The following is a 21,067-nucleotide window of genomic DNA, read 5'->3' as shown; positions in this document are numbered from 1 at the left end:
CGCCACAGTCTACAGCCAACCGGCCCGCGCGAACGAGAAAGTATCGCTGACGCCGACGACGACGTGATCGAGCAGCCGCACGTCGACGAGCTCGAGCGCGTCCTTCAGCACGCGGGTCAGGCGGCGGTCTTCCGCGCTCGGCTGCACCGCGCCCGACGGATGGTTGTGCGCGACGATCAGCGCCGCGGCGTTCTGTTTCATCGCCTGGCGCACGATCTCGCGCGGGTAGACGGCCATGCGCGTGAGCGAGCCGCGCGCGATTTCCTCGATGTCGATCATGCGGTTGCGGGCGTCCAGGTAGACCGCGACGAACACTTCGTGCGGGAGCGTGCCGATCTTCATGCGCAGGCAATCCTCGACGGCGCCGGGCGAATCGATCTGCATGCCGTCCCGTGCCTTCTCCTCCAGCATGCGTCGTGCGATCTCGGTGACCGCGACCAGCCGCGCGGAGCGCGCGGGGCCGATGCCGGGGTGCGCCTCGAAATCGTCGGCGCCCGCTTCGAGCAAGCCGCGCAGCGACTTGTATTGACCGATCAGTTCGCGGGCGATGACGAAGACGTCGTGACCGGGCTTGCCGGTGCCGAGCAGCAGCGCGATCAGCTCGTCGTCGGTCAGCGCGGCCGGCCCGCGCTCCAGCAGCCGTTCGCGCGGCCGCTCGGGCCGCCAGTCGGCCGGGCGGCGCTTGCGCCGGTGGATCGGGATGACGCGGGCAGGCGAATCGGCCGGCGCGTCGGCGGTGTCGCGGCATTCGGCCGACGGCAGGATGAGGCAGGGTGACGGCATGGTCTGAACTCCATTGGCGGCGGGCGGCGTGCGCAACGTCGTCGCACTTTCCGCCTTGCACGCTCAGGTGACTTACAATATTGGCTTTGCGCCGGGCCATTCGGCCGTAGCGGGCGCCGACCGAACGAGTAATTCATGAGCCTCATCGATCTATCCGAAGTGAAGCCCGGTTCCCACGTCACGTTGCATTACCGGCTCGCACTGGCCGACGGCGCCGATATCGTCAACACCTTCTCGGACAAGCCGGCCACGCTGTTGCTGGGCGCGGGGCAACTGGCGCCGTCGCTGGAACAGATTCTGCTCGGGCTCCGGGTCGGCGACCACTCGACTTTTCAGCTAGCCCCCGAGCAGGGGTTCGGTCCCCGCAATCCCGACATGCTCCAGCGCGTGACGCTGTCGACGCTGCGCGAGAACGGGATGGTCGGCGACGATTTCACGCCGGGTGAACTCATCGAGTTCAACGCACCGGATGGCGGTCGCTATGCGGGGGTGCTGAAGGAAGTCGGCGAGACGTCGGCGCTGTTCGACTTCAACCATCCGCTCGCGGGCCAGGCGCTCACGTTCGAAGTGAAAATCATCGGAATCCTGTAATCATGAGTACCACCGATACGCTGTCCGGGCAGACCGTCGCCGCCGACGCCGAAATCCTGCTGGCCCAGCCGCGCGGTTTCTGCGCGGGCGTCGATCGCGCAATCGAGATCGTCGAGCGCGCCATCGCGATGCACGGCGCGCCGATCTACGTGCGTCACGAAATCGTCCACAACAAGTACGTGGTCGAGGATCTGAAGAAGAAGGGCGCGATCTTCGTCGAGGAACTCGAGGAAGTGCCGGCCGGCAACACCGTGATCTTCAGTGCGCACGGCGTGTCGAAAGCCGTGCGCGACGAGGCCGACGTGCGCGGCCTGCGCATTTACGACGCAACCTGTCCGCTCGTCACGAAGGTGCACGTCGAAGTGGCGAAGATGCGCCAGGACGGCGTCGACATCGTCATGATCGGGCACAAGGGCCATCCCGAAGTCGAAGGCACGATGGGCCAGGTCGAGCGCGGCATGCACCTCGTCGAAAGCGTCGAGGACGTGCAGAAGCTCGAGCTCGCCGATCCCGAGCGCATCGCGCTCGTCACGCAGACGACGCTGTCCGTCGACGATGCGGCCGAGATCATCGGCGCGCTGAAGGCGAAGTATCCGAAGATCCGCGAGCCGAAGAAGCAGGACATCTGCTACGCGACGCAGAACCGCCAGGACGCGGTCAAGTTCATGGCGCCGCAATGCGATGTCGTGATCGTGGTCGGCAGCCCGAACAGCTCGAATTCGAGCCGGCTGCGCGAAGTGGCCGAAAAGCGCGGCGTGGCCGCGTACATGGTCGATGCGCCGGACCAGATCGATCCGGCATGGGTCGCCGGCAAGCGCCGTATCGGCGTGACGGCCGGCGCGTCGGCCCCCGAGGTGCTCGCCCAGGCCGTGATCGCGCGGCTGCGCGAACTCGGCGTGCGCAACGTCCGCGCCCTCGACGGCATCGAGGAAAACGTGTCGTTTCCGCTGCCGCGCGGGTTGAACCTGCCGCCCGCCGCCTGATTGCCGCATCGCACCCTGCGGAACACCGAAGCGCGCCCTCGCGGCGCGCTTTTTTTGTGCCTCGAAATTCACATCGCAACCATTATTCCCAGTGATGGTGCAACCAGGTTGCTCCCGGCTCGCGCAATCGTGTCTCAAAATTGGTTGCAATGCAGGAAAACCCCATCGAATCAGGAATATTGGCGGCCTATAAATGGAGTTACAATGCGCCCGTTTTCAAGCCGGAATGGCTTTGAAACGGGTTTTGGCAAGGCGCGGGAGACCATTCAATGCATGTGAAGTTGGCTTACGCCGTGTCCGTCGCCGCACCGGTTGCAATGCTTGCCGGCTGCAGCAAAAAGAGCGACGACGGGGCGGGCAGGGCGGCTGCGGGGTTCGCGGCACCATCGGCCAGCGGCGTGCGCGCCGCCGGCACCCGACGGGCGGCGCCATCGGCGCGCCGTATCACGCAACTGGGCAGGGACAAGGAAAACGGGGCACGTTTGACGATCGAGGAAATCAACGCGCTTGGACCGGCGACCGGTCCGGCAGCGGGCATGCCGGCGGCATCGCGGCAAGCCGCCGGTCGACGGGTGCCGCACGATCGCGGTGTTGCCGGCAGCGTGCCGAGGCCACAGTCCCCCCTTCAATTCGATTCGACGAAACAGCGCGCCGCCGCGACCGACCGTGTCGTGGCGCGCAGTCTGGTTCGTACGATGGATTCCGATGCAGTCCTGACGACAGTCGGGCGCGGCCGTCGCAACGCCTTGACGGGCGATGCGGCGCGGAATCCGATCCGTCCTGGCGCGATGCTTGCATGGCACCGGACGGGCCAAGGCACGGATGCCGGGAAACCGGACGACGGCCGTCTCGGCATGCTGCCCCACGACTTCAAGGAGGCCACGAACACCGTCCTCGATGTCGTGACGATTTAGCGACGGGACTCATGACGGCACCGGAACAGTGCGGTGCCGTTTTTGTATCCGCTCCGGCGGCAGGTCCGGCCGTACAGGCCGGGCGGCGCGCGCCGGGACGATCCACCCTTACCGGTATCGACTAGTACCCGCAGTGTCGCCGAGAAGGCGCGATTCCTCGCTTACCCGCGGGGCGCAACGTCCTCCGGCAGCACGGGCCAAGGAGCTTTAAATGGATATTTTCGTCCAGCAGGTTCTCAACGGGCTGGTGCTCGGCAGTGTGTACGCCATCATCGCGTTGGGATACACGATGGTGTACGGCATTCTCGGCATCATCAACTTCGCGCACGGCGACGTGCTGATGATCGGCGCGATGGTCGCGCTGTCGGCCATCACCGTGCTGCAGAACCACTTTCCCGGACTCGGCAACGTCGCGACGCTGACGATCGGCCTGGGCATCGCCGCGGTCGTCTGTGCGTTCGTCGGCTTCACGATCGAGCGCGTCGCGTACCGGCCGCTGCGCCGCGCGCCGCGCCTCGCGCCGCTGATCACAGCGATCGGCGTGTCGATCCTGCTGCAGACGGCTGCGATGATCATCTGGTCGCGCAACCCGCTGCCGTTCCCGCAATTGCTGCCGACCGACCCGATCAACGTGATCAAGGCCACCGACACGACGCCCGGCGCCGTGATCTCGGTCACCGAAATCGTGATCATCGCGGTCGCGTTCCTCGTGATGGGCGGCCTGCTGCTGCTCGTGCACAAGACCAAGCTCGGCCGCGCGATGCGCGCGATCGCCGAAAGCCCGAATACGGCGAGCCTGATGGGCGTGAACCCGAACTTCGTGATCTCCGCGACGTTTATGATCGGCTCGGCGCTCGCCGCGCTGGCCGGCGTGATGATCGCGTCCGAATACGGCAACGTGCACTTCTACATGGGCTTCATCCCCGGCATGAAGGCGTTCACGGCCGCGGTGCTCGGCGGGATCGGCAACCTCGGCGGCGCGATGGTCGGCGGCGTGCTGCTCGGCCTGATCGAGCAGCTCGGGGCCGGCTACATCGGCAACCTCACGGGCGGCGTATTCGGCAGTAACTACCAGGACGTGTTCGCCTTCGTCGTGCTGATCATCGTGCTGGTGTTCCGTCCGTCGGGCTTGCTGGGCGAACGTGTCGCGGACCGCGCGTAACGGAAGGGGAGCAAACAACATGACATCCATTCAACCGATCGAATCGTCGACGTCGCTCGTCGAAGAGCGCAACACCGCCAAGACCGTCGTCATCGGCCTTCTGACCGCGGTCCTCGTGATCGCCGCGCCCATCGTGATCGGCTCGGCCGGCGGCAACTACTGGGTCCGCGTGCTCGACTTCGCGATGCTGTACGTGATGCTCGCGCTGGGCCTGAACGTGGTGGTCGGCTTCGCCGGCCTGCTCGACCTCGGCTACATCGCGTTCTACGCGGTGGGCGCGTACACGGCGGCGCTCCTGAGCTCGCCGCACCTGACCTCGCAGTTCGAGTGGATCGCGGCGCTCGCGCCGAACGGGCTGCACGTGCCGTTCCTGATCATCGTGCCGATCGCGATGGCGCTCGCGGCGACCTTCGGGATCCTGCTCGGCGCGCCGACGCTGCGCCTGCGCGGCGACTACCTGGCGATCGTCACGCTGGGCTTCGGTGAAATCGTCCGAATCTTCATGAACAACCTCGACCGTCCGGTGAACATCACCAACGGCCCGAAGGGGATCACGGGCATCGATCCGGTGCACGTCGGCGGCTTCAACCTGTCGCAGACGCATACGCTGTTCGGCTTCCAGCTGCCGTCGGTGTACATGTACTACTACCTGTTCGTGCTCTGCTCGCTGCTGGTGATCTGGGTGTGTACGCGTCTGCAGCACTCGCGTATCGGCCGCGCGTGGGCCGCGATCCGCGAAGACGAGATCGCCGCGAAGGCAATGGGCATCAACACCCGTAACGTGAAGCTGCTCGCGTTCGCGATGGGTGCGTCGTTCGGCGGCCTGTCGGGCTCGATGTTCGGCGCGTTCCAGGGCTTCGTGTCGCCCGAGTCGTTCACGTTCTGGGAATCGATCGTCGTGCTCGCGTGCGTGGTGCTCGGCGGCATGGGCCACATCCCGGGCGTGATCCTGGGTGCGGTGCTGCTCGCGATCTTCCCGGAATTCCTGCGTTCGACGATGAGCCCGCTGCAGCATGCGCTGTTCGGTCATGACATCGTCGATACGGAAGTGATTCGTCAGGCGCTGTACGGCCTCGCGATGGTGATCATCATGCTGTATCGCTCGGAAGGCCTGTGGCCCGCGCCGAAGCATGAGGACAAGATCGCGAAACTGGCGAAGCGCAACAGCAAGAAGCCGGTGCGCGCCTAACCTACGGACAAGGGGATAAACACATGAGCGACAAGCAAATCCGACTGTCCGTCTCGGGCGTGAACAAGCGCTTCGGCGGGCTGCAGGCATTGTCCGACGTCGGCCTGCAGATCAAGGAAGGCGAGATCTACGGTCTGATCGGCCCGAACGGCGCCGGCAAGACCACGTTCTTCAACGTGATCACGGGCCTCTACACGCCGGACTCCGGCGACTTCAAGCTGGACGGCACGAACTACACGCCGACGGCCGTGCACCAGGTGGCCAAGGCCGGCATCGCGCGTACGTTCCAGAACATCCGCCTGTTCGGCGGGATGACCGCGCTCGAGAACGTGATGGTGGGCCGCCACGTGCGCACCAAGCACGGGCTGCTCGGCGCGGTGTTCCAGACGCCGGCCGAACGCCAGGAAGAGCGCGAGATCAAGGAGCGCGCGATCGAGCTGCTCGACTACGTCGGCGTGCTGCAGTACGCCGACTACACGTCGCGCAACCTGTCGTACGGTCACCAGCGTCGGCTGGAAATCGCCCGCGCATTGGCGACCGACCCGAAACTGCTCGCGCTCGACGAGCCGGCAGCCGGGATGAACGCGACCGAGAAGGTCGAACTCACGCGCCTGCTCGACAAGATCCGTTCGGACGGCCGCACGATCCTGCTGATCGAGCACGACGTGAAGCTCGTGATGGGGCTGTGCAACCGGATGACGGTGCTCGATTACGGCAAGGTGATCGCCGAGGGTCTGCCGCAGGACGTGCAGAAGAATCCGAAGGTGATTGAGGCATATCTCGGCGCAGGGGTGCACTGATGGCAGCGGCAATGTTGAAAATCAAGGGCTTGCAGGTCAACTACGGCGGCATCCAGGCCGTCAAGGGCGTTGACATGGAAGTCCGCCAGGGCGAGCTCGTGACGCTGATCGGCGCGAACGGCGCCGGCAAGACCACGACGATGAAGGCGATCACCGGCCTGAAGCCGTATTCGGCGGGCGACATCGAGTACGACGGCAAGTCGATCAAGGGCGTGCCGTCGCACGAGCTGCTCAAGCGCGGCCTCGCGATGGTGCCGGAAGGCCGCGGGATCTTCGCGCGGATGTCGATCATCGAGAACATGCAGATGGGCGCGTACCTGCGCAACGACAACGACCAGATCAAGAAGGACGTCGACCGGATGTTCGGCTTCTTCCCGCGCCTGAAGGAACGGGCGACGCAGCTCGCGGGCACGCTGTCGGGCGGCGAGCAGCAGATGCTGGCGATGTCGCGCGCGATTCTGTCGAAGCCGAAGCTGCTGCTGCTCGACGAGCCGTCGATGGGGTTGTCGCCGATCATGGTCGAGAAGATCTTCGAAGTGGTGCGCGAGATCTCGAAGGAAGGCATCACGGTGCTGCTGGTCGAGCAGAACGCACGCCTCGCGCTGCAGGCAGCCGACCGCGGCTACGTGATGGATTCGGGCACGGTCACGATGGAAGGCGACGCGAAGCAGATGCTCGACGATCCGAAGGTGCGCGCCGCGTATCTGGGCGAGTAAGCGATCGAACGAACGAGTCCGGTTGCGCACGTCGCACCCGGGCTGTCGAAAAACCGTCACGGGAAACCGTGACGGTTTTTTTTCGTATGGGGCGATTCGCGTCGAACTCCGCGCGCGCAGGCGGCTCCATTCGATTGTTGCGCCGCGCGTGCGGCTGGCGTGCCGGTCGCCCGCAGCCGGTCGCCCGCGGGCGGGGCCCGCAAACCGACACACGGGCCACGTAGCATCGATCCCCCATCGGCACCTGGAGAACACGCATGAGTCTGGACTACGGTTTCGTGAAGGCGAAGGTGAAGTCGGTGGCGAAGCTGAAGGGTTCGCCGCACGGCAGCGAGATCCAGTATCACGTTCACCTGACGCTGGCGCTGCCGGCGGGAGACTGGGACGTCGCGATCAACGTTGGCACCAACGACGCGGACGACTTGCTGAACTACAAGCTCGTCTACGATTTCCATCATCCGGTCACGCAGACGCTGGCCGCCGCGGCCGAAGGCTACACGGACCTGACCGGGCAAACGGCATTGCCCGCGCTCGACTATCTGCGCAGCGACGTCCTGAACGACACGGGGGCATGGCGCGCGAGTGCGGTGATGGACGGCACCGAGCATCCGGAGCCGATCCCGTCGCTGCTGCGGCTCGTGAACGCCGCGCAGTCGCAGGGTCTCGACGTCGTCGTGTTCGGCCGCACCTATGCGCAAGGCAACGGCATCCACGACACGCACATGAATCAGGGCTCGACGGGCCCGAACTACCTGCATCGCGCGGGCGACGACCACAACGATCACAACGACGTGTGGCAGGACGGCGCGCTGCTCGTGCGCGTGAGCGACACGCAGTGGGCCGCGTATTTCGCGGCGTTCGAGCAGCAGGCCGTGCCGACCGACGCGCTCGGCAATCCGCTGCCGGGCGCCGGGCCGATCACGCGCTGAGCCGAATGGCGGCCGGCGGCGCTTTACGCGACCGGCAGCGTCTTGCCGAACGAGATGCGTTCCTCGACGCGATAGCCGAGCGCCGCGTAGAAGCGGCATGCATCGTCGTTGCCGGGCAGCACCTGCAGGTTGATCTTCATGCAGCCGCGCGCGGCGAGCGCGCGTTCCGCATGCGCGATCAGCGCGCGGCCGACGCCGAGCCGGCGCGCGCCGTTCGCGACGCCGAACGAGTAGAGCCAGCCGCGATGTCCGTCGAAACCGGCCATCAGCGTGCCGACGACGCGCGTGCCGCTGGTCGCGACGAAGAACAGTTCCGGTTGCGTCGCGAGCTTCAGCTCGATCGATCGCAGCGGATCGCGGTGCGGCGGCGCACCGGCTTCGTCGTACTGCGGGAACGCGTCGCGCCAAACCGCGAGCACGGCATCGGTGTCGGCGCGTTCGAACGGGCGGATCGCGACAGCATCGGCGGCGGCATCCATCGCGGCGGTCTCCTTACAGCGTGTCGAGGATCGACCGCAGCATCGCCATCATCTGGTCGATTTCCTCGGTCGTGACGTTCAGCGCAGGCATGAAGCGCAGCAGGTTCGGCCGTGCGGCGTTCAGCAGCAGGCCGTCCGGCTGCATGTCGCGCGCCTTCTCGACGATCTGCGGGCCGATGTCCTTGCCGAGCAGCAGCGCGCGCAGCAGGCCTTCGCCGCGTTCGCCCTCGAAACCGCGTTCCTCCGACAGCTCGAGCAGCTTGCGCTTCAGATACTCGCTGCGCGCACGCACGCCTTCGAGGAAGCCGGGTGCGACGAGCTGCGAGATCACCGAATAGCCGACCGCCGTCATCAGCGGGTTGCCGTTGTACGTGCCGCCCTGGTCGCCGGCTTCGAACACCGCGACATCGGCCTTCGACAGCAGCGCGCCGAGCGGTGCGCCGCCGCCGATGCCCTTCGCGAGCGTCATCACGTCCGGCTCGATGCCGGACAGCTCGTACGCGAACAGCGTGCCCGCGCGGCCGCAACCGCTCTGCACTTCGTCGACGATCAGCAGCAGGTCGTGCTGCTTCGTCAGCGCGCGCAGCGCCTGCATGAATTCACGCGTGGCCGGGATCACGCCGCCTTCGCCCTGGATCGGCTCGAGCATCACGGCGACGGTCTTGTCGGTGATCAGCTTCTCGACCGACTCGATGTTGTTCAGCTCGGCCTTCGGGAAGCCCGGCACCTGCGGCGCGTAGATCGTGTCCCAGCCCGGCTTGCCGCTGGCCGACATCGTCGCGAGCGTGCGGCCGTGGAAGCTGTGGTCGAACGTGATGATCTCGTACGCGCCGTTCTTGAACTTGCGGCCCCACTTGCGCGCGAGCTTGATCGCGCCTTCGTTCGCCTCGGCGCCGCTGTTCGTGAAGAACACCTTGTCGAACACGCTGTGCTGCGTGAGCAGGCCCGCGAGCTTCGCCATCGGCTCGTTGTAGAACGCGGGCGACGGGTTCAGCAGCTTGTCGGCCTGCGTCTTCAGCGCTTCGACGATGCCGTCGTTGCAGTGGCCGAGGCTGTTGACGGCCCAGCCCTGGATGAAGTCCAGATAGCGCTTGCCCGTGTGATCGTAGAGCCACGAACCCTTGCCGTGCGTAAACACGATGTCGGGGCGGTTCGTGATGTACATCAGCGAGTCGATCGGATAATCGTTCAGGGGCATGGCAGCAGACTCCAGCGGGCGTTGAAAGGGAAACGGGCAATAAAAAAGCCACGGAAGGCCGTGGCTGGTGGGTCGAACAGCTTGTGCGTAACCGGTGAAGCGGAGGAGGGTTACGCGCGAGTCCGTGACGAGCCGGCGGCATCCGGGCGGAGCGGCGAGCGGCGACGTCGGAGAGCGGACAGGAAGCGGTTCATGTGCGCAAGCATAAGGCATCCCGCGCCCCACTGTAAACCGCCGCGATGCCACGGATGTGACACGGCGGCGCGCAGCGGGGCGCGCGGGCGCGCCCGCCGCTCAGACCGGGTGCGCGAGGTCGGCGGCGCTCGTGAACGAGTCCGCGTAGAACTCGTCGGCCGGCAGCGCGTGGTGCTGCGTGAAGTCGCGCTGCGCGGATTCGACCATCACCGGCGCGCCGCACGCGTAGACCTGATGGCCGGACAGATCGGGCAGGTCCTCGATCACCGCACGGTGGACGAAGCCCGTGCGGCCCGTCCACTGATCGGCGTCGTCCGGCTCGGAGAGCACCGGCACGTACTTGAAGTTCGGGATCTCGCGCGCCCATTGCTCGGCGAGTTCGGCGAGATAGATGTCCTTCTTGCGGCGCGCGCCCCAGTAGAGCGTCATCGGACGCGTGATGCCCGAGTGCTTCACGTGCTCGATGATCGCCTTGATCGGCGCGAAGCCGGTGCCCGACGCGAGCAGCACGATCGGCTTGTCGGAATCCTCGCGCAGGAAGAACGTGCCGAGCGGGCCTTCGAAGCGCAGGATGTCGCGCTCCTTCATCGCGCCGAATACGTGGTCGGTGAACTTGCCGCCCGGCATGTGGCGGATGTGCAGCTCGATCGGGCCTTCCTCGTGCGGCGCGTTCGCCATCGAATAGCTGCGGCGCGAGCCGTCCTTCAGGATGAACTCGACGTACTGGCCCGCGAGGTACTGCAGGCGTTCGTTCGCCGGCAACTGCAGCTTCACGACCATCACGTCGTCCGCCTTGCGTTCGAGCGCCGCGATCCGGCACGGCAGCTTCTTTACCTGTACGCCGTCGACGCCGGCGATTTCGCGCACGTCGATCTCGAGATCGCATTGCGCGGTCGAGCAGCACAGCAGCGCGAGGCCGCGCGTGCGTTCGTCGTTGGACAGCGCCGACGCGGCGTGCGGGCCCTGTTCGATCTGGCCCGACACGATCTGGCCCTTGCAGGAGCCGCACGCGCCGTTCTTGCAGCCGTACGGCAGATGGACGTTCTGGCGCAGCGCGGCCGCCAGCACGGTTTCATCCGACTCGACCTGGAATTGCCGGCCGCTTTGCTTGAGAGTGACGTTGAATGCCATAGAACCAAACTAGAACAAAATGGGGGGACCGTGCATGTCGCGCACGGCAGCTACAATGCAAAACCGTTGCGCGTCGCGCAACGGCGGCTACTGATCTCGCAACCCACATGATCGCGACACGAATCCTGCGCCGGCCGCGCGTACTGATCGTCGGCTGCGGCGACGTCGGCATGCGCTGCGTCGCGCAATGGCGTGACGCGCGCCCCGACCTGCGCATCCTCGCGCTGACGAGCCACCCGGCTCGCCGCGACGAACTGCGCGCCGCGGGCGCGACACCGATCGTCGGCGACCTCGATCGCCGGGCGACGCTCGGCCGTCTCGCCGGCCTTGCCCGCACCATCCTGCATCTCGCGCCGCCGCCATCCGACGGCCGCGACGACCGGCGCACGCGTGCACTGATCGCCGCAACGTCCATGCCCGCGCGTCGGCCGGCGGTACCGCCGGCATCGGCGGTTGGCCGGCTCCGAACGCTGCGCAGCGCGGCGCGACAGGCCGGCGCGTCCGTTCGGGCAGCGCGTATTGTACCCGAGGGTCTTCGCGCGCCGAGGCTGGTCTACGCCAGCACGACGGGCGTCTACGGCGACTGCGGCGGCGCGCGCATCGACGAGACGCACCCGCTGCGCCCCGCGAACCCGCGCGCGTTCCGGCGCGTGTCGGCCGAGCGCCAACTGCGTGCGGCGACGGTGCGCGGCGTGCTGTCCGCGCGCATCGTGCGCATTCCCGGCATCTATGCGGCGAACCGTCTGCCGGTCGCGCGGCTCGAGCGCGGCACGCCGGCGCTCGAACCGGCCGACGACGTCTACACGAACCACATCCACGCGGACGATCTCGCGGCGATCCTGCGCCGTGCGGCCGAGCGCGGCAAGCCGGCGCGCGCCGTGCACGCGTCGGACGATACCGAACTGCGGATGGGAGAGTATTTCGACCGGGTCGCGCAGGCGCTCGGCCTGCCGAAGCCGCCGCGCGTCAGCCGCGCGGACGCGGAGCGCGTGCTCGAACCGACGCTGCTGTCGTTCATGCGCGAGTCGCGGCGCCTGTCCAACGCACGGCTCAAGGCCGAATTGTGCGTGACCTTGCGCTATCCGACCGTAGACGATTTCCTTCAAACGCTCGCGCCGGGCGGCGCGTCAGGTGAGCGCCGGTAACGCCTCGATCAGCAGGAAGCACAGCAGCGCACCGATCAGCGCGCCGATCAGGTTCGGATGATATTTGTGCTTCAGATGCATCGTGGCCAGCAGGCCGCCGATCACGATGACGCCGATGACCGCGAATGCGATCATCACGGACGACAGTTCGAAAGAATGGTTGATGTTCATGATGTCTCCCCCTGCATCGCCGCTCTTGCAGCTTGTGATTTCAGTATAGCGGGGGAACCTGCGGCCGAGAGGCCGCCAGGCACCGAACGGTCGTGCGGATTTTCCCTTACAGGGTTTGGACGGGATTGCGCAACATTGAAAGGTCGGCTTCGTCGAGCCACCGCCAGGCACCCGGCGCGAGGTCGGCCGGCAGCGCGAAGCCGCCGATGCTTTCGCGGTGCAGCAACTCGACGCGGTTGCTCGCCGCCGCGACCATCCGCTTGACCTGGTGGTACTTGCCTTCGAGCACGGTCAGCGCGAGCGTGTGCGTGTCGCGCGCGTCGGCGGCGACGGCCGCGATCGGCTTCGGCTCGCCATGCAGTTGCACGCCGGTGCGCAGCGCGTGCAGTTGCGCATCGTCGAGCGGGTGGCGCACGGTCGCGACGTAGGTCTTCGGCACCTTGCGCTTCGGCGACGTGTACGCGTGCACGAACTGGCCGTCGTCGGACAGCAGCAACAGGCCGGTCGTGTCCTGGTCGAGCCGGCCGACGCACTGCACGCCGCGCGCGACGAGCGGCGCGGGCAACAGGCTGAACACGCTCGCATGGTGCTGCGGATCGCGCGAACACTCGTAGCCGGCCGGCTTGTTGAGCGCGAGATACGCGCGCGCATGGAACGGCCATGCCGTATCGTCGACCGAGAACACGAGGCCGTCGGTGTCGAAGGTGGCGTCCGGGTCCGGCGCGGCGGCGCCCGCGACGGCGACGCGGCCCGCTTCGATCAGGCCGCGGCACTGGCGGCGCGAGCCGAAGCCCTGGGTGTAGAGAATGCTTTCGAGATCCATAGCGCGCGCATTCTATCAAGCGCCGGCGCATGGCCGGCAGGAACGCGCATGCGCTGGTAAGCTGCCGGAACGCCGCGCGGCGCGCGGCGCCCGTTCATTCTTCGTGGGCAGTCCATGCGTTTCGATTCATTCCCGTTCGGCCGCCACGCGGCCGCCGTCATCGTCGCCGCGACCGTTTCGTCGACCGCGTTCGCGCACGCGCATCTCGCAACGAGCGACCCGGCGGCAGGCGCCGCGCTGGCCACCGCACCGGCCGCCGTCACGATCGACTTCACCGAGCCGCTGGAGCCGGCATTCAGCTCGATCGTCGTCGTCGACGGTGACGGCAAGACAGTGTCGAACGACCGCGCGCGCATCGACGCATCGAACCGCAAGCGGATGACGGTGTCGCTCGCGGCGCTCGGCACGGGTGCGTACACGGTGAAGTGGGTAGCCGTCGCGATCGACGGGCATCGCACGCAGGGCGCATACGGCTTCAGCGTGAAGTGACGCAACGGCGGCGGCAGGCCCGTGCCAGGGTTGCCGCGCGCCTTTATCCGACAGGGAGTTTCCCCGCATGAATCCGACGACGCTCGACGCACTCGCCGATTTCCCCCGTCAGCTCGAAGCGCATTTCGCGGCCGTGCCCGACGGCTATGCGCGCTGGACGCCCGACGACTGGGCCGGCATGCCGAGCGAGCACTTCTCGCCGCTCGGGCAGCTCTGCCACGTGCGCGACATCGAGATCGACGGCTATCACGTGCGGCTGCGTCGCATGCTCGACGAAGATCACCCGCTGCTCGTGTCGATCGACGGCGACGCGCTCGCGATCGAACGGCGCTACGACGACGCGTATGCGTCCGACGTGCTCGCGGCGATTCGCGACGCGCGGCGCGAGACGCTGGCGCGGCTGTCGCGCGTCACGCCGGAACAGTTCGAACGTACCGGCGAGTTCGACGGCTATGGTTCGCTGACCGTGCGCGGGCTCGTCCACTACCTGTGCAGTCACGACCAGCAGCATCTGGCCGGCATGCAGTGGCTGCTCGGCAAGATCGACGCGGCGCTGTACGCGCGCTGAGCCGGCCGGCGGCCGCGCCGCAATCGGTCGCGGAATCCGGCGCCGCCGTCGGTGCGGCAGGCCACCTTGCTCGGCTTCGATTGGATCGCTTTTCTGGATAATCCATCCAGCCTCGACCGGCTGATCGGCGGGTCGCGTATGCCTACACTCCTAGCTTCGTTCAACGAAAAAAGGAGTCAACCGTGGCAACTCATACGCTCGCAGACAAGGTCGTCCTGATCGCAGGCGGCGCAAAGAATCTCGGCGGCCTGATCGCCCGGGACCTGGCGGGCCACGGCGCGAAGGCGGTGGCGATTCACTACAACAGCGCGGCGTCGCAGGCGCAGGCCGAGGAGACGGCCGCGGCGGTGCGCGCGGCCGGCGCGGAAGCCGCGACGTTCCAGGCGGACCTGACGACGGCGGCCGCGGTCGAGAAGCTGTTCGACGACGCGAAGCAGCGCTTCGGCAAGATCGACATCGCGATCAACACGGTCGGCAAGGTGTTGAAGAAGCCGTTCACGGAAATCAGCGAGGCCGAGTACGACGAGATGTTCGCGGTCAACAGCAAGTCGGCGTTCTTCTTCATCAAGGAAGCCGGGCGGCACCTCGAGGATCACGGCAAGCTCGTCACGCTCGTCACGTCGCTGCTGGGCGCGTTCACGCCGTTCTACGCGGCGTACGAAGGGTCGAAGGCGCCGGTCGAGCACTTCACGCGCGCGGCGTCGAAGGAATACGGCGCACGCGGCATATCGGTGACGGCCGTCGGGCCGGGCCCGATGGACACGCCGTTCTTCTATCCGGCCGAAGGCGCCGATGCGGTCGCCTATCACAAGACGGCCGCCGCGCTGTCGCCGTTCAGCAAGACGGGGCTGACCGACATCGAGGACGTCGTGCCGTTCATCCGCCATCTCGTGACCGACGGCTGGTGGATCACGGGCCAGACGATCCTGATCAACGGCGGCTACACGACCAAGTAACCGGGCCGGTTGCGGGCCGCGGGGCGCACCGCACTGGCGCGTTTGCGTGGACAATGGACGGGCGCGCAGCCACGAGGCCGCGCGCCCGTTTTTTCTGTGCCGCCGAAGCCGGCCGCGATGCGCGGCGGCCGGTGCCGACCGTCGTTCGAACCCGGGTTTCCCGCCGATGGACAAGCTGGATCAGGTCAGGATCTTCCTGCAGGTTGCCGAGATGGGCAGCTTCATCAAGGCCGCGCATGCGCTCGACGTGCCGCGCGCGACCGTGTCGGCGGCCGTCCAGCAGCTCGAGACGGCGCTCGGCACGCGGCTGCTGCACCGCACGACGCGCCAGGTGCAGCTGACCGCCGACGGCGCGCTCCTGCTCGAACGCGGCCGGCGCCTGCTCGCGGAAGCCGACGAACTCGACCGCCTGTTCCGGCGCCGCGATCGCGACGTGGTCGGGCGGCTGAACGTCGACGTGCCGAGCCGGATCGCACGCCGCGTCGTGGCGCCCGCGCTGCCGTCGCTGTTTCGCCGCCACCCGAAGCTGCAACTGTCGCTCGGGTCCACGGATCGCGCGATCGACCTCGTGCAGGAGGGCGTCGATTGCGCGATCCGCGTCGGGCGGCTCGCGGACAGCAGCCTCGTCGTGCGGCCGCTCGGACAGTTCACGCTGATCAACTGCGCGAGCCCCGACTACTTGCGCGAATGCGGCGTGCCCGAGCATCCGGACGCGCTCGCGCACGGGCACTGGGCGATCGGCTATGCGTCGCCGACCACGGGGCGCGAACTCGGCTGGGAATATTGCGCGGACGGGCAGCGGCACTTGCTGACGCTGCCGAGCCGCGTGATCGTCAACAACGCCGAAACCTACATCGCCAGCTGCGTCGCGGGAATGGGGCTGATCCAGATTCCGCGCTTCGACGTCGAGCATCTGCTGGCAAGCGGCGCACTCGTCGACGTGATGCCCGGCCACCGCGCCGAGCCGATGGACGTGTCGGCCGTGTATCCGCATCGCCGGCATCGCTCGAGGCGGCTCAACGCGTTCGTCGACTGGTTCGGGGAGCTGATGGCGGAGGCATTGAGCGACGCGGGCGCGAGCGGCCGCGGCGACTGAAAGCGGCATCGTGCCGGCATCCGCGGGCCGTCCCGCCGTTCGCCGGCCCGTGACGCGGCCCGATCGGCGCCGGCGCGAGGCCGCGGCGGGTGCGGCGCCGCGTCACGCGTGCTCAGGCGGCGAACTGCCGCGTGCGCCCGGTCGCCCGCACCGCGTCGATCAGCGCGGTGCCGACGCCGGCCGGTTTCGACGCGAATGCGTAAAAGCGGGCGCCCGGCAGCGCCGGCAGGCCGTCGCGCGGCCCGCACGCGCGCAGGCCGTCGCGCAATTGGCTGCGCGCGAGCGCCGTGACCGCGAAGCCGGCGAGCGCGGCCGACATGCAGCCGGCCATGCTCGCGCTTTCGAACAGCACGCGAAACGGCCGCAGCGCCGCCGCGAGTGCGGACACCGCGGCTTCCCGATACACGCACGGTTCCGGAAACAGCGCGAGCGGCACGCCTTCCTCCGCGTCGAGCGCTGTATCGGCCGCGAATGCCCACACGAGCGGCTCCTCCCACAGCAGTTCGCCGGGCGTGTCGACCTGTCGGCACTGCTTGCCGAACACGACGTCGAGCCGGCCGAGCGATTGCTCCCGCAGCAGCGACGCGGTGATGCCGACCTTCAGTTCGATCGTTGTGCGCGGATGGCCGTCGCGAAACGTGCGCAGCACCTGCGGCAGCCACGTGCCCGCGAAATCCTCCGACGCGCCGATCCGCAGCGGCCCGTGCGCCGGCGCGCCGCGCAGCCGCGCGCGCACCTCGCGCTCCATGTCGACGATGTTGCGCGCGTACGCGTACAGCGTGTCGCCGGCCGGTGTCAGCGCGATCCGGCGTGTCGTGCGCGCCAGCAGCACGGTGCCGGCCGCCTGTTCGAGCCGCTTGATGTGGCCGCTGACGGCGGACGGCGTCAGCGCGAGGCGTTCCGCGGCCGGCGCGAACCCGCGGCTGTCGACGACTTCGAGAAAGGTGCGCAGCAGCGCGATGTCGAGCGCGGTCGACGCGGGGTGGGTCGGCGGTTCCATGGATCGATTCGACGAGATATTCGAAGAGTTAATCATGATACTCCGCGAATCGTGATGAAAGGCCGACCTACCATCGTATGTTCATGCTGACCTGACGGAGTACACGATGACGACCTATGCGCACGCGACGACCGCGTCGCTCGACATTGCCTATCTCGAATGGAACCCGCGCGGCGAGCGCACGGCCGTGCTGCTGCACGGCTGGCCGGACAGCCCGGTCGGCTGGGAGGCGGTGGCCGCGGCGCTGGCCGCACGCGGCTACCGCGTGCTTGCGCCCGCGTTGCGCGGCTTCGCGCCGACGCGCTTTCGCGATGCATCCGTGCCGCGCAGCGGCCAGCTCGCGGCGCTCGGGCGCGACCTGCTCGAATTCGTCGACGTGCTCGGCATCGAGCGGCCCGTGCTGGTCGGGCACGACTGGGGCGCCCGCGCGGCCGCGAACGCGTGCGGGCTGCGCGACGGTGCCGCATCGCATCTCGTGATGCTGTCGGTCGGGTACGGCACCAACGATCCCGCTCAGCCGCTGTCGCTGCAGCAGGCGCGCAACTACTGGTATCACTGGTTCATGGCGACGCCGCGCGGCGAGCAGGCGCTGCGCGACGACCGCCGCGCGTTCGCGCGCCTGATGTGGGATACGTGGTCGCCGGCGGGCTGGTATCGCGACAGCGATTTCGACGCGGCGGCCGTCGCGTTCGACGGACCCGACTGGATCGACGTCGTGCTGCATTCGTATCGGCAGCGCTGGGGCTTCGCGCCGGGCGCGCCGGCCTATGCCGACGACGACGCGCGGCTGAACCCGGCGCCCGTGCTGGCGGTGCCGACGCTCGTGCTGCACGGCGGCGCGGACACCTGCAATCATCCGGACAGCTCGGCCGGGCGCGAGCGGTTCTTCGCCGGGCGCTACGAGCGGCAAGTGCTCGACGGAATCGGACATTTCCCGCAGCGCGAATCCGCGGCGGCGGTCGCGGACGCGATTCTCCGGTTCTGCGAGCGGGATTGACGCGCGCCGGCCGACCCGGCGCGCGAAGGATCAGCCGCCGACGCGCGGCGCGAGCAGGTCGCCAAGGCCGATGTTCCTGAACATCTCGCGGCGGACGCGATCGCCGACGCGGAACACTTCCTCGGCGCCGTCCTGCGACGGGTCGACGAACACGCGGTACGGGCGCTTGCCGGCCGGCGCCGCGACGAGCTCGGCAATTGCCGTGGCGACCGCGCCGGCGTCGGCGTCCGCCGGTTCAAGCGCGGCGAGGCCCTGCAACGCCTGATCGGCGACGCCCGCGTACGGCCCGCTGTCGTAGGCGGCCTGCACGGCGGTATCGGCCGGCTTGCCGGCATGGAGGAAGTGATTCGTGCCCCGGGTGAACGCGCCCGGCACGACGATCGACGTTTCGATGCCCCAGCGGGCGAGTTCGGCCGCGTAGGACACCGCGAGCGAGTCCATCGCGGCTTTCGCGGCGAAGTAGGGGGCGAGGAACGGCGGGGTGCCGCCGCGCGCCGACGAGGACGACACCCACACGAGCAGGCCGCGGCCCTGGCTGCGCAGGTGCGGCAGCGCCGCGCGGTTCACGCGCTGGGTCGACACGACGTTGACGTCGTAGAGCCGCGCAAGCTGTTCGGGCGTGAATGCCTCGGCCGGCCCGAACACCATGTGACCGGCGTTGTGGACGACGACGTCCAGACGGCCGTTGTCGGCGATCATGCGGTCGATTGCGGCGTCGACCGATGCATCGTCGCCGACATCGAGTTCGACGCTGCGCAGGTCGACGCCGTGTTGTTGCGCGTAGGCGGCGACGGCGGCGACGCGCGGCGCATTGCGCCCGGTGCTCTCGCGCATCGATGCATAGACCGTGTGACCGGCGCGGGCGAGCGCCTGGGCCGTCAGCAAGCCGAAGCCGTTGGACGCGCCGGTGACGAGGACGACTTCCTTCATGAGCGATCTCCTGGCAGAAAGATGGGATGGCGGCGAACGGTCCGTCAGCACATGCCGCCGTTGGCGCGCAGGACCTGGCCATTGATCCACGCGCCTTCCGGGCCGACGAGGAACGCGACGACGCGCGCGATATCGTCGGGCTGGCCGAGCCGCTCGAGCGGGTTCAGTTTCGCGAGCCGATCGACGAGTTCGGGGCTCTTGCCCTGCAGGAACAGCTCGGTCGCGACCGGCCCGGGCGCGACGGCGTTCACGCGGACGCCGCGCCCACGCATTTCCTGCGCGAGCACCTGCGTGAGGCTTTCGACCGCCGCCTTGCTGGCGACGTACACGCCGTAAGTCGGCATGCGCATGCCGATCACGCTGGTGGACAGGTTGATGATGCGTCCGCCGTCGCGCACCCGCCGGGCCGCTTCGCGGCAGACGTTGAACGTGCCTTTCACGTTGATGGCGAGCGTTTCGTCGAACAGCGCGTCGTCGCAGTCGGCGATGGTCGCCAGCTTCATCACGCCCGCGGAATTGACCACCACATCCGGGCCGCCGAATGCTTGTTGCGCGGCGTCGAACAGCGCGGCCACGGCCGCCGGATCGGCGACGTTCGCCTGCACCGCGACCGCATGGCCGCCGTCGGCGACGATCGCGTCGACCACCTCGCGGGCCGGGCCGGCGCTCCCGGCATAGTTGACGACGACGCGGAAGCCGTCCCGGGCGAGTTGGCGCGCAATTTCCGCGCCGATGCCGCGCGACGAACCCGTGACGAGGGCGACCTGTTCCGATGTGCTCATGTCCTGCTCCTGGTGAATGAATGCCGTTCGATCCGGCGACAGGACCACTGTAGGCTTCCTTGATAAATAAAAATAATGAATAATGATCAGTCAATGAATGACTGAAAGTATGTCTCATGGGATTCGACAGCAGATTGCTCAGCGGTATCGGCGTGCTTTCCGCGGTGATCGAGGCGGGTACCTTCGCGCGGGCGGGCGAGGCAATGGGGCTGACTCAACCGGCGGTGAGCCGCGCCGTTGCCCGGCTGGAAGAGCGGGTCGGCATCCGGATCTTCAACCGGACGGCGCGTGCGATCACGCTGACCGACGAAGGGCGGCGTTTTTACGAGACGGTCGCGCCGCTGCTGGCCGGTATCGAGGAGGCGGCGCTCGACGCCGGCCAGTCGAAGGCGCGCGTGAGGGGGCGGCTGCGGGTCAACGTGGACGGCACGTTCGGCCACTACGTGCTGGCGCCGCGGATGGCGGAATTTCTCGACCGCTTTCCCGACCTGTCGGTCGAAATCAGCGTGCGGGACCGGATGGGCGACCTCGTCGCCGACGGCTTCGACGTGGCCGTGCGTTTCGGCATTCCGGAGCCGTCGTCATATCGCGCGCGCCTGCTGCTCGAGACGCGCGTGCTGACCTGCGCGTCGGCGGCCTACGTCGCGCGTCATGGCGAACCGCGGCACCCGCGGGATCTTGCGGACGGTCACCGGTGCGTGCTGATCCGCGATCCCGTGACGGGGCGGCCATACGAATGGGAGTTTCATCGCGGCAAGGAAGTCGTGCCGGTCGACGCCGCCGGCAGGCTGACGGTCAACGATACGGGCGGGCTGCTCGGCGCGTGTCTGGGCGGCGTCGGCATTGCGCAGCTGCTGGAGCTCTATGCGCGGGACGTCCTGGCCGACGGACGCTTGGTGCAGTTGTTGCCCGAGTGGGCGGACGAGACTTTCCCGCTTTACGCGTATCACCACGCGTCGAATCTCGTTTCGGCGAAGGTGAGGGTGTTTCTGGACTTCGTCCGCGAGTTGATGGTCTGAGCGCACCGGGCGGCAGGCCGC

Annotated in this window: 24 protein-coding genes; 15 read left to right on the top strand and 9 right to left on the bottom strand. The window is 67.8% G+C overall.

Annotated features, from left to right (window positions below; all coding sequences use genetic code 11):
- Positions 1 to 9 precede the first annotated feature (9 nt).
- The gene (gene radC / locus A9Z05_RS24780) at positions 10 to 783 is read right to left on the bottom strand and encodes a DNA repair protein RadC (RefSeq protein WP_069620425.1); all 774 of its coding nucleotides are present in this window, start codon (positions 781 to 783) and stop codon (positions 10 to 12) included.
- 135 nt (positions 784 to 918) lie between these two features.
- Here radC and A9Z05_RS24775 point away from each other — a divergent pair, with 135 nt between their 5' ends.
- The 8 genes from A9Z05_RS24775 (at position 919) to A9Z05_RS24740 (ending at position 8,067) form a co-directional block, all read left to right on the top strand.
- The gene (locus A9Z05_RS24775) at positions 919 to 1,374 is read left to right on the top strand and encodes a peptidylprolyl isomerase (protein WP_034186308.1); all 456 of its coding nucleotides are present in this window, start codon (positions 919 to 921) and stop codon (positions 1,372 to 1,374) included.
- A gap of 2 nt (positions 1,375 to 1,376) precedes the next feature.
- Positions 1,377 to 2,357, top strand: a complete 981-nt coding sequence (gene ispH, locus A9Z05_RS24770) for a 4-hydroxy-3-methylbut-2-enyl diphosphate reductase (protein WP_006488968.1) — start codon at positions 1,377 to 1,379, stop codon at positions 2,355 to 2,357.
- 269 nt (positions 2,358 to 2,626) lie between these two features.
- A complete protein-coding gene (locus A9Z05_RS24765) occupies positions 2,627 to 3,271 on the top strand; it encodes an amino acid-binding protein (RefSeq protein WP_069620424.1) in 645 nt (214 codons plus the stop codon).
- Positions 3,272 to 3,482: 211 nt separating this feature from the next.
- Positions 3,483 to 4,433 carry a branched-chain amino acid ABC transporter permease gene (locus A9Z05_RS24760; RefSeq protein WP_021160758.1) on the top strand — a complete coding sequence of 317 codons (951 nt, stop codon included), beginning with the start codon at positions 3,483 to 3,485 and terminating at the stop codon, positions 4,431 to 4,433.
- A gap of 19 nt (positions 4,434 to 4,452) precedes the next feature.
- Positions 4,453 to 5,622 carry an ABC transporter ATP-binding protein gene (locus A9Z05_RS24755; protein ID WP_069620423.1) on the top strand — a complete coding sequence of 390 codons (1,170 nt, stop codon included), beginning with the start codon at positions 4,453 to 4,455 and terminating at the stop codon, positions 5,620 to 5,622.
- Positions 5,623 to 5,645: 23 nt separating this feature from the next.
- Positions 5,646 to 6,422 carry an ABC transporter ATP-binding protein gene (locus tag A9Z05_RS24750; protein WP_050017531.1) on the top strand — a complete coding sequence of 259 codons (777 nt, stop codon included), beginning with the start codon at positions 5,646 to 5,648 and terminating at the stop codon, positions 6,420 to 6,422.
- On the top strand, positions 6,422 to 7,138 hold the full coding sequence (locus A9Z05_RS24745) for an ABC transporter ATP-binding protein (protein ID WP_050017530.1): 717 nt from the start codon (positions 6,422 to 6,424) through the stop codon (positions 7,136 to 7,138). The genes A9Z05_RS24750 and A9Z05_RS24745 overlap by 1 nt, the downstream gene beginning before the upstream one ends.
- 257 nt (positions 7,139 to 7,395) lie before the next feature.
- Positions 7,396 to 8,067, top strand: coding sequence for a DUF2278 family protein (locus tag A9Z05_RS24740; RefSeq protein ID WP_069620422.1), 672 nt, complete (start codon positions 7,396 to 7,398; stop codon positions 8,065 to 8,067).
- A gap of 23 nt (positions 8,068 to 8,090) precedes the next feature.
- Here the strand turns inward: A9Z05_RS24740 and A9Z05_RS24735 are convergent, their stop codons facing one another.
- The 3 genes from A9Z05_RS24735 to A9Z05_RS24725 form a co-directional block, all read right to left on the bottom strand.
- Entirely contained in the window at positions 8,091 to 8,546 is a 456-nt protein-coding gene (locus A9Z05_RS24735; RefSeq protein WP_069620421.1) for a GNAT family acetyltransferase, read from the bottom strand.
- Between the two features lie 13 nt (positions 8,547 to 8,559).
- Entirely contained in the window at positions 8,560 to 9,744 is a 1,185-nt protein-coding gene (locus A9Z05_RS24730; protein WP_069620420.1) for an acetylornithine transaminase, read from the bottom strand.
- A gap of 294 nt (positions 9,745 to 10,038) precedes the next feature.
- Positions 10,039 to 11,070 carry a CDP-6-deoxy-delta-3,4-glucoseen reductase gene (locus A9Z05_RS24725; protein WP_069620419.1) on the bottom strand — a complete coding sequence of 344 codons (1,032 nt, stop codon included), beginning with the start codon at positions 11,068 to 11,070 and terminating at the stop codon, positions 10,039 to 10,041.
- A gap of 107 nt (positions 11,071 to 11,177) precedes the next feature.
- Between A9Z05_RS24725 and A9Z05_RS24720 the strand changes: the two genes are divergently transcribed.
- Positions 11,178 to 12,215: an NAD-dependent epimerase/dehydratase family protein gene (locus tag A9Z05_RS24720; protein WP_069620418.1), complete on the top strand. Its 1,038-nt coding sequence runs from the start codon at positions 11,178 to 11,180 to the stop codon at positions 12,213 to 12,215.
- Here A9Z05_RS24720 and A9Z05_RS24715 read toward each other — a convergent pair.
- Entirely contained in the window at positions 12,198 to 12,386 is a 189-nt protein-coding gene (locus A9Z05_RS24715; RefSeq protein WP_011546000.1) for a hypothetical protein, read from the bottom strand. The two genes, A9Z05_RS24720 and A9Z05_RS24715, sit on opposite strands and share 18 nt — an antisense overlap.
- 106 nt (positions 12,387 to 12,492) lie before the next feature.
- A complete protein-coding gene (locus A9Z05_RS24710; protein WP_069620417.1) occupies positions 12,493 to 13,209 on the bottom strand; it encodes a 16S rRNA pseudouridine(516) synthase in 717 nt (238 codons plus the stop codon).
- A 114-nt stretch (positions 13,210 to 13,323) separates the two neighbouring features.
- Here A9Z05_RS24710 and copC point away from each other — a divergent pair, with 114 nt between their 5' ends.
- From copC to A9Z05_RS24690, 4 genes are all read left to right on the top strand, one after another.
- Positions 13,324 to 13,698, top strand: a complete 375-nt coding sequence (copC, locus tag A9Z05_RS24705) for a copper homeostasis periplasmic binding protein CopC (protein ID WP_069620416.1) — start codon at positions 13,324 to 13,326, stop codon at positions 13,696 to 13,698.
- Between the two features lie 67 nt (positions 13,699 to 13,765).
- Positions 13,766 to 14,266, top strand: coding sequence for a DinB family protein (locus A9Z05_RS24700; RefSeq protein WP_069620415.1), 501 nt, complete (start codon positions 13,766 to 13,768; stop codon positions 14,264 to 14,266).
- Between the two features lie 182 nt (positions 14,267 to 14,448).
- Complete coding sequence (locus tag A9Z05_RS24695; RefSeq protein WP_006478064.1) at positions 14,449 to 15,222, top strand: SDR family oxidoreductase; 774 nt, start codon at positions 14,449 to 14,451, stop codon at positions 15,220 to 15,222.
- Positions 15,223 to 15,388: 166 nt separating this feature from the next.
- On the top strand, positions 15,389 to 16,318 hold the full coding sequence (locus tag A9Z05_RS24690; protein WP_069620414.1) for a LysR family transcriptional regulator: 930 nt from the start codon (positions 15,389 to 15,391) through the stop codon (positions 16,316 to 16,318).
- Positions 16,319 to 16,430: 112 nt separating this feature from the next.
- Here the strand turns inward: A9Z05_RS24690 and A9Z05_RS24685 are convergent, their stop codons facing one another.
- Entirely contained in the window at positions 16,431 to 17,318 is an 888-nt protein-coding gene (locus tag A9Z05_RS24685; protein ID WP_069620413.1) for a LysR substrate-binding domain-containing protein, read from the bottom strand.
- Positions 17,319 to 17,424: 106 nt separating this feature from the next.
- Between A9Z05_RS24685 and A9Z05_RS24680 the strand changes: the two genes are divergently transcribed.
- Positions 17,425 to 18,315, top strand: coding sequence for an alpha/beta fold hydrolase (locus tag A9Z05_RS24680; RefSeq protein ID WP_069620412.1), 891 nt, complete (start codon positions 17,425 to 17,427; stop codon positions 18,313 to 18,315).
- Positions 18,316 to 18,345: 30 nt separating this feature from the next.
- Here A9Z05_RS24680 and A9Z05_RS24675 read toward each other — a convergent pair whose 3' ends face one another.
- Both A9Z05_RS24675 and A9Z05_RS24670 read right to left on the bottom strand, forming a co-directional pair.
- Positions 18,346 to 19,245, bottom strand: coding sequence for an SDR family oxidoreductase (locus tag A9Z05_RS24675; RefSeq protein WP_069620411.1), 900 nt, complete (start codon positions 19,243 to 19,245; stop codon positions 18,346 to 18,348).
- A 44-nt stretch (positions 19,246 to 19,289) separates the two neighbouring features.
- Complete coding sequence (locus A9Z05_RS24670) at positions 19,290 to 20,027, bottom strand: SDR family oxidoreductase (RefSeq protein ID WP_069620447.1); 738 nt, start codon at positions 20,025 to 20,027, stop codon at positions 19,290 to 19,292.
- 116 nt (positions 20,028 to 20,143) lie between these two features.
- Here A9Z05_RS24670 and A9Z05_RS24665 point away from each other — a divergent pair, with 116 nt between their 5' ends.
- Positions 20,144 to 21,046 carry a LysR family transcriptional regulator gene (locus A9Z05_RS24665; RefSeq protein ID WP_069620410.1) on the top strand — a complete coding sequence of 301 codons (903 nt, stop codon included), beginning with the start codon at positions 20,144 to 20,146 and terminating at the stop codon, positions 21,044 to 21,046.
- Positions 21,047 to 21,067 lie beyond the last annotated feature (21 nt).

This window comes from Burkholderia sp. A2, from assembly GCF_001729305.1.
GTDB classification, from domain to species: Bacteria; Pseudomonadota; Gammaproteobacteria; order Burkholderiales; family Burkholderiaceae; genus Burkholderia; species Burkholderia sola.
Note: the sequence above shows the minus strand (reverse complement) of the source record. Positions and strands in the feature narration are given on the sequence as shown.

Coding starts and splice junctions, on each gene's coding strand:
- radC (WP_069620425.1), bottom strand. CDS start 783: ATGCCGTCACCCTGCCTCATCCTGCCGTCGGCCGAATGCCGCGACACC.
- A9Z05_RS24775 (WP_034186308.1), top strand. CDS start 919: ATGAGCCTCATCGATCTATCCGAAGTGAAGCCCGGTTCCCACGTCACG.
- ispH (WP_006488968.1), top strand. CDS start 1,377: ATGAGTACCACCGATACGCTGTCCGGGCAGACCGTCGCCGCCGACGCC.
- A9Z05_RS24765 (WP_069620424.1), top strand. CDS start 2,627: ATGCATGTGAAGTTGGCTTACGCCGTGTCCGTCGCCGCACCGGTTGCA.
- A9Z05_RS24760 (WP_021160758.1), top strand. CDS start 3,483: ATGGATATTTTCGTCCAGCAGGTTCTCAACGGGCTGGTGCTCGGCAGT.
- A9Z05_RS24755 (WP_069620423.1), top strand. CDS start 4,453: ATGACATCCATTCAACCGATCGAATCGTCGACGTCGCTCGTCGAAGAG.
- A9Z05_RS24750 (WP_050017531.1), top strand. CDS start 5,646: ATGAGCGACAAGCAAATCCGACTGTCCGTCTCGGGCGTGAACAAGCGC.
- A9Z05_RS24745 (WP_050017530.1), top strand. CDS start 6,422: ATGGCAGCGGCAATGTTGAAAATCAAGGGCTTGCAGGTCAACTACGGC.
- A9Z05_RS24740 (WP_069620422.1), top strand. CDS start 7,396: ATGAGTCTGGACTACGGTTTCGTGAAGGCGAAGGTGAAGTCGGTGGCG.
- A9Z05_RS24735 (WP_069620421.1), bottom strand. CDS start 8,546: ATGGATGCCGCCGCCGATGCTGTCGCGATCCGCCCGTTCGAACGCGCC.
- A9Z05_RS24730 (WP_069620420.1), bottom strand. CDS start 9,744: ATGCCCCTGAACGATTATCCGATCGACTCGCTGATGTACATCACGAAC.
- A9Z05_RS24725 (WP_069620419.1), bottom strand. CDS start 11,070: ATGGCATTCAACGTCACTCTCAAGCAAAGCGGCCGGCAATTCCAGGTC.
- A9Z05_RS24720 (WP_069620418.1), top strand. CDS start 11,178: ATGATCGCGACACGAATCCTGCGCCGGCCGCGCGTACTGATCGTCGGC.
- A9Z05_RS24715 (WP_011546000.1), bottom strand. CDS start 12,386: ATGAACATCAACCATTCTTTCGAACTGTCGTCCGTGATGATCGCATTC.
- A9Z05_RS24710 (WP_069620417.1), bottom strand. CDS start 13,209: ATGGATCTCGAAAGCATTCTCTACACCCAGGGCTTCGGCTCGCGCCGC.
- copC (WP_069620416.1), top strand. CDS start 13,324: ATGCGTTTCGATTCATTCCCGTTCGGCCGCCACGCGGCCGCCGTCATC.
- A9Z05_RS24700 (WP_069620415.1), top strand. CDS start 13,766: ATGAATCCGACGACGCTCGACGCACTCGCCGATTTCCCCCGTCAGCTC.
- A9Z05_RS24690 (WP_069620414.1), top strand. CDS start 15,389: ATGGACAAGCTGGATCAGGTCAGGATCTTCCTGCAGGTTGCCGAGATG.
- A9Z05_RS24685 (WP_069620413.1), bottom strand. CDS start 17,318: ATGGAACCGCCGACCCACCCCGCGTCGACCGCGCTCGACATCGCGCTG.
- A9Z05_RS24680 (WP_069620412.1), top strand. CDS start 17,425: ATGACGACCTATGCGCACGCGACGACCGCGTCGCTCGACATTGCCTAT.
- A9Z05_RS24675 (WP_069620411.1), bottom strand. CDS start 19,245: ATGAAGGAAGTCGTCCTCGTCACCGGCGCGTCCAACGGCTTCGGCTTG.
- A9Z05_RS24670 (WP_069620447.1), bottom strand. CDS start 20,027: ATGAGCACATCGGAACAGGTCGCCCTCGTCACGGGTTCGTCGCGCGGC.
- A9Z05_RS24665 (WP_069620410.1), top strand. CDS start 20,144: ATGGGATTCGACAGCAGATTGCTCAGCGGTATCGGCGTGCTTTCCGCG.